Source organism: Pseudoalteromonas sp. Z1A6 (assembly GCF_011378745.1).
Taxonomy (GTDB): Bacteria; Pseudomonadota; Gammaproteobacteria; order Enterobacterales; family Alteromonadaceae; genus Pseudoalteromonas; species Pseudoalteromonas arctica.
Window position 1 is genome coordinate 1 of sequence record NZ_WTKW01000261.1, and the last position, 6,056, is coordinate 6,056.

Here is a 6,056-nt window from a genome sequence, read left to right on the forward strand (position 1 = left end):
ATTTATTGCCCCCCATACCTTTACATCTTCCTAGATAAACCACACACTTTAAAAAAACTAATTAATAATAACTAATATGAAAAAAATCACGAGTTTATTAAGTTTGGTTATCTGTTTATTTTTATCAGCCTGTGGAGACGATACCAAAACACTTGGCGACACTCCTGGCGATACAGCAACCGCTTATTTTGATGCGCTTTATAACCAACAAGACCTTCAAAAAGCCAGCACCATGGCAACACCCAATCTTACGCGCATCATGAAATCCTACGGCACTGCAAAACAGTTTTCCCGTAACTTAGTAAATATGCAATATGATGAAGTAACCATTGAAGTTGATATGACCAATATGAGCATCCGTGAACAATACGGTGATAACGCCAAAATAAACCTTATTTTTACCGGCTATTTAAATGGTGATAAAATTGACGAAATGCGCAGTGTAAAAATGCTTCGTAAAAAGGGCAAATGGTACATAGATAAAATAGTTGCCGACCCTTACGCTCGTTAAAATAAATGAATTAAACATAAAAAGGCCTTACATTTGTAAGGCCTTTTTCGCTTTAGTTAGTATTTAAAGTACTGCGCTACAGCTCACCTGGTTGAAAATTATCAACTGCGATGGCTTTCTTTCGTAACTTATTAGCGTGATGCATTGCATCTGCATCAGTTTGCTCTAATAACTTATTTTCAAGCGCATAATTTATAGCACCTTCAATATCAAGCGTTGCAGGCACACTGCCCTTACGCTGCCATTGTTTTAGATCTTTAAACTGCGCTTGCATATCATGCATAGCTAAAAATGCGCTTTCCATGACCCCTGTACCTGCATTTTCATCTACATAACATAAATGCGTTAAGCGGTTTCTAAATACACCCGGTTGAGTCATACGCTCACAAATACTTTGTGCAATTTCATCACTTGGTCTGTGGTAATGGTTTCCAAGCGGGAATACGATACGTTTAAGGGTAAAATTAACAACCGGATTTGAAAAGTTTTTAAAGAAGCCATTAAACGCTTGGCCAATTTCAAATAATGAGTTCTCAATAGCATATTTTACAAATGGTAAATCAGCTTGTTGGCGCCCTTCGTCTTCATAACGTTTTAAAACAGTTGATGCTAAGTACAAATGACTTAATACATCACCCAAACGTGCCGATATCATTTCTTTTCGTTTAAGCTCACCGCCAAGCATTAACATAGCCACGTCTGTGCAAATAGCTAAGCCTCGGCTCATTCTGCTCAGTTGCTTATAATAAACAGCCGTTTCACCACCTACAGGCGCTTTAGCAAAATAACTACGTGTTAAGCCATGCACAAATGCCATACCTGCATTACTTGCTGCAAATATTATATGGTTCATTAGTAAACCATCAAATTGTTCGAGTGCTGCGTCGTCATCTTCCATTGCAGCGGCTTCCATTTCTTTTAAAACAAATGGATGACAGCGTGTTGCACCTTGGCCAAATATCATTAAGTTACGCGTTAAAATATTCGCGCCTTCAACCGTAATTGATACTGGAATACCCATATAGCCATGCGCCAAATAGTTATTAGGCCCTACTTGAATTCCTTTACCTGAATGAATATCCATTGCATCATTCATTACCGTACGACCCATTTCAGTCATATGGTATTTAGCAATCGCTGTTACAACCGACGGGCTTAATTTTAAATCAATCGCACCTGCGGTCATTAATCTGCATGACTCAAGTGTGTAAGTTAAACCACCAATACGCGCAAGTGCCTCTTGCACGCCTTCAAATTGCCCTATAGATACACCAAACTGCTGGCGTACCATGGCATATGCCGATGTCATTTTTGAAGCTAAATGTCCAGTTGCTGCACTCAATGCTGGTAGTGATATACCACGCCCTGCACTTAAACACTCAACAAGCATTCTCCAGCCACGCCCTGCACACTCTTGACCACCAATGATCCAGTCCAGTGGTATAAATACATCTTTACCGTAAGTGGTACCATTCATGAAGGCCATATTAAGCGGATAATGACGCTCACCCGTTTCGACACCCGGATGATCGGTTGGTATTAGAGCACATGTAATGCCTAGCTCTTTCTTATCACCTAATAAAGCATCAGGGTCATACATTTTAAATGCTAAGCCGAGTACAGTAGCCACGGGTGCAAGTGTAATGTAACGCTTTGACCAATTTAAACGCAGGCCCATTACTTTCTCGCCATTATGCTCACCCATACACACCACGCCTGAATCAGGAATACTGCCAGCATCAGAGCCCGCCTCAGGTCCCGTTAATGCAAAACAAGGAACATCTGTACCATTAGCTAAACTTGGCAGCCAACGATCTTGCTGCTCTTTAGTACCATAGTGAAGAAGTAACTCGCCCGGACCTAAGCTATTAGGCACCATAACAGTGACTGCGGCTGTTAAGCTTTTAGTCGAAATTTTTGATACTATCGTTGAATTAGCAATTGCCGAGAACTCACGACCGCCAAATTTTTCAGGAATGATCAGCGCAAAAAAACCTTCTTTTTTTAGGTAATCCCACACTTCTTTTGGTAAGTCTTTGTCTTTTTGTACAATTTGATAATCATCAAGCATCGCCAATAAGGTTTCTACTTGGTTAGCCATAAATGCGTTTTCTTTATCGCTAAGCTCTGGTTTAGGAAAGCGGTGCAGTTTTTGCCAGTCTGGGTTACCACTAAATAACTCACCATCCCACCAAACATCACCTGCTTCCATCGCCTCTCGCTCTGTTTGCGATAATGGCGGAAGCACCTTTTTGAACATTTTAAACGTAGGACGACTAATCAAGTTTAGGCGAATATCTTTAACCGCAAAAATAACCACCACCACGACCAGCAATATTATAAATATTAACATGCGCACATTCCTTACACATTGAATGAAAATAGTAACTTAATTATGACCCATCTTAATTTAAATACAATCATTGAACGACGAGTCGAGAGCCTTAACGCATTCATTTTATTGTTTTAAACATCACTGCTATTATCAACGTTTTAATAACAATAAATTAAAGGAATAGCATGACCCCCTTTCGATTTAAACTAAGTATGAGCGCCTTAATGGTAGCAAGTACTCTTGCTTTAACGGCCTGCGATGCGCAAGTAACTATAGACACTACCGATTCAGCACACACTAAAAAAGCTGTAACAGCTAAAGATGCAAAAACATTTATAACAAACACAGAAAAAGAACTAAGTGCACTTTATTTAGAATCGAGCCGTGCAGAGTGGATTTACGCAAACTTTATTACTCATGATACGTCGGCTCTATCGGCTGAAGTTAACCGTAAAATGACAGAAACAGTCGTGCGTTTAGCAAATGAAGCTGCAAAATACGACGAACTAGAGCTTGATTACGATGCTCGCCGTAAGCTTGATAAACTAAAACTAGCACTTACACTTCCTGCCCCACAAGACGCTGATAAAACAGCACAACTTTCACAAATTGTCGCAGAGCTTGGCGGGCTATATGGTAAAGGTAAATACTGTAAAGAAGACGGCACCTGTTTAAGCCTTGGCGACATAACTTCAAAAATGGCCACCAGCCGAGATTACAACGAACTACTTGATTTATGGCAAGGCTGGCGTGAAATATCAAAACCCATGCGCCCACTTTACGAGCAACAAGTAGCACTTACCAACGAAGGTGCAAAGGAGCTTGGTTATGCCGATACGGGCGCTATGTGGCGCAGTAAATACGATATGCCTGCTGATGACTTCACCACTGAGCTTGACCGTATTTGGGGCCAAGTTAAACCACTGTATAACTCGCTACACTGCCATGTTCGCGCAAAGTTAGGTGAAAAGTACGGCACCGACAAAGTACCTCAAGATCAGCCAATACCAGCGCACTTACTTGGTAATATGTGGGCGCAAGCATGGGGTAATATTTACGATGTAGTTGCACCAGAAAACGCCGATCCGGGTTACGACGTAACCGAGTTATTAGCTCAAAATAATTACGACGAACTTAAAATGGTAAAAGGGGCTGAAAACTTTTTTACCTCAATGGGTTTTGACGCACTACCAGAGACATTTTACGAGCGTTCACTGTTTGTAAAACCAAAAGACAGAGATGTGCAGTGTCATGCATCAGCATGGAATATCGATAGCAAAGACGATTTACGCATTAAAATGTGTATTCAGCGCACAGGCGAAGAGTTTTCAGTTATTCACCATGAATTAGGTCATAATTTTTATCAACGCGCATACAACAAGCAGCCTTTATTTTATCAAGAAAGTGCAAACGATGGTTTTCATGAAGCCATTGGTGACACCATTGCCTTATCGGTTACACCGGGTTACTTAAAAGAAATCGGCTTACTTGAACAAGTACCTGATGAATCTAAAGATATTGGTTTATTAATGAAAATGGCACTTGATAAAGTCGCCTTTGTGCCGTTTAGCTTAATGGTTGATCAGTGGCGCTGGCAGGTATTTTCAGGGGAAGTAGCACCGGAAAATTACAATAAAGCATGGTGGGAACTACGTGAAAAATACCAAGGAGTGCAAGCTCCTATCGCACGTAGCGAAAATGATTTTGATCCGGGTGCTAAGTACCACGTTCCGGGTAACACGCCTTATACACGTTACTTTTTAGCGCATATTTTGCAATTTGAATTTCATCGCAGCTTATGTGAAATTGCCGGTAACGATAAAGCCATTCATCGCTGCTCTATTTATAACTCAAAAGAAGCAGGGGATAAGCTAAACGCTATGCTTGAAATGGGTTCGTCTCGCCCTTGGCAAGAGGCGCTTGAAACTGTAACAGGTAAGCCGCAAATGGATGCAACAGCCATGCTTGATTACTTTGCACCATTACAAACATATTTAGATAAGCAAAACGAAGGCCGTAACTGCGGCTGGTAATAAAGTAATACACTTGTATAAAACAACAAAGCCCGCTAACTAAGCGGGCTTTTTAATATTACTTTTGTATTAACTAGGTACGGGCCTAATTAAAACTGGTAACGCATGTTAGCAAAATAAGCATCGTTATCAGAATCATCAGCATTGTTACCGTAACCTACTTTTAAACCAAGATTTTGGTTAAAAAAGTGCTGTGCACCAAAAGTGTAAGCATCTTCTTTATTGTAATAAGCAAATACTGATGTAGCTTTACTGAAATAGTAGTTTGTTTCTAGATTCCACTGGTCATCAGCTTCTGAAATACTATTGAATGTACCTTCAACAGTTAAGAAGTTACCTTCTTGTAAGTCAACAAAGTATTTAGCGGCTACTGAACGGCTATCAAAATCTTCATCAGATGAAACAGTTACACCAACGTAATCAGTACCGTTAAGCATGTAATTATATGCTAAAGAGAATAATGCATAATTTTCGTCGTCATCATTTTCAACAAATTTTACTTTTGCAAGTAAATCTGGGTTGAAAAAGTAACCTGCTGTAAACGCGTAAGATTCATTATTAGAACCAAAGTCACTGTTTTCGTAAGATGCGCCAACAACGAAGCTATCTACGAAATATTCGCCGCCAATTGATGTTACATCACTCGCATCATTGTCTAGGTAAGAACCATATACATTAGTCTGCTTATTGATGTATTCAAACTGATCGTATGGACCTAATGTTTTCTTTGGAGAAAAATAATATTTAGAATCAATTTTAAATTGATCATCATTAGTACTGTCAGTGTATTGATAACCTAAATTGCTAATTGATTTGTAGCTATCTGCTGCCATTGCAGTGGTTGCAGCGCTTGATAATAAAATGCTCGAAATGATAACGGCTAATTTTTTCATTTTAAATTCCCTATAAATATTACTTTTTATGCTTGGGCTGTCTAGCCAAAGTCGGGGCGCATCCTAACGCCAAAAAAATGAATAAAAACTGAATCAAAGGTCGGATTAAAATCAATAGGATTGTAATAATTTATACGAAAATGTAAATGCAAAGTATCCATCAAATCTACAGGACAATATCATGTCATCATTTAAACTTAAAAAGCAACAAATAAGGTACAAACTATCGCTAAATTGAACACAACTTAACTATTCGATAAACCTCATCAATATAATTTCCTCTC

4 protein-coding genes are annotated in these 6,056 nt (G+C 39.3%); 2 read left to right on the forward strand and 2 right to left on the reverse strand.

What is annotated here, in order from left to right; genetic code table 11:
* Positions 1-76: 76 nt before the first annotated feature.
* Complete coding sequence (locus GQR46_RS14835) at positions 77-511, forward strand: hypothetical protein (RefSeq protein ID WP_007587009.1); 435 nt, start codon at positions 77-79, stop codon at positions 509-511.
* A 76-nt stretch (positions 512-587) separates the two neighbouring features.
* Here GQR46_RS14835 and GQR46_RS14840 read toward each other — a convergent pair whose 3' ends face one another.
* A complete protein-coding gene (locus GQR46_RS14840; protein WP_165741333.1) occupies positions 588-2,864 on the reverse strand; it encodes an acyl-CoA dehydrogenase in 2,277 nt (758 codons plus the stop codon).
* A 167-nt stretch (positions 2,865-3,031) separates the two neighbouring features.
* On the opposite strand from GQR46_RS14840, the gene GQR46_RS14845 reads away from it, so the two are divergent.
* The gene (locus GQR46_RS14845) at positions 3,032-4,879 is read left to right on the forward strand and encodes a M2 family metallopeptidase (RefSeq protein ID WP_165741334.1); all 1,848 of its coding nucleotides are present in this window, start codon (positions 3,032-3,034) and stop codon (positions 4,877-4,879) included.
* An 89-nt stretch (positions 4,880-4,968) separates the two neighbouring features.
* Here GQR46_RS14845 and GQR46_RS14850 read toward each other — a convergent pair whose 3' ends face one another.
* Positions 4,969-5,772 (reverse strand): putative porin, encoded by an 804-nt coding sequence (locus GQR46_RS14850; RefSeq protein WP_165741335.1) that lies wholly within the window; start codon positions 5,770-5,772, stop codon positions 4,969-4,971.
* Positions 5,773-6,056: the final 284 nt, after the last annotated feature.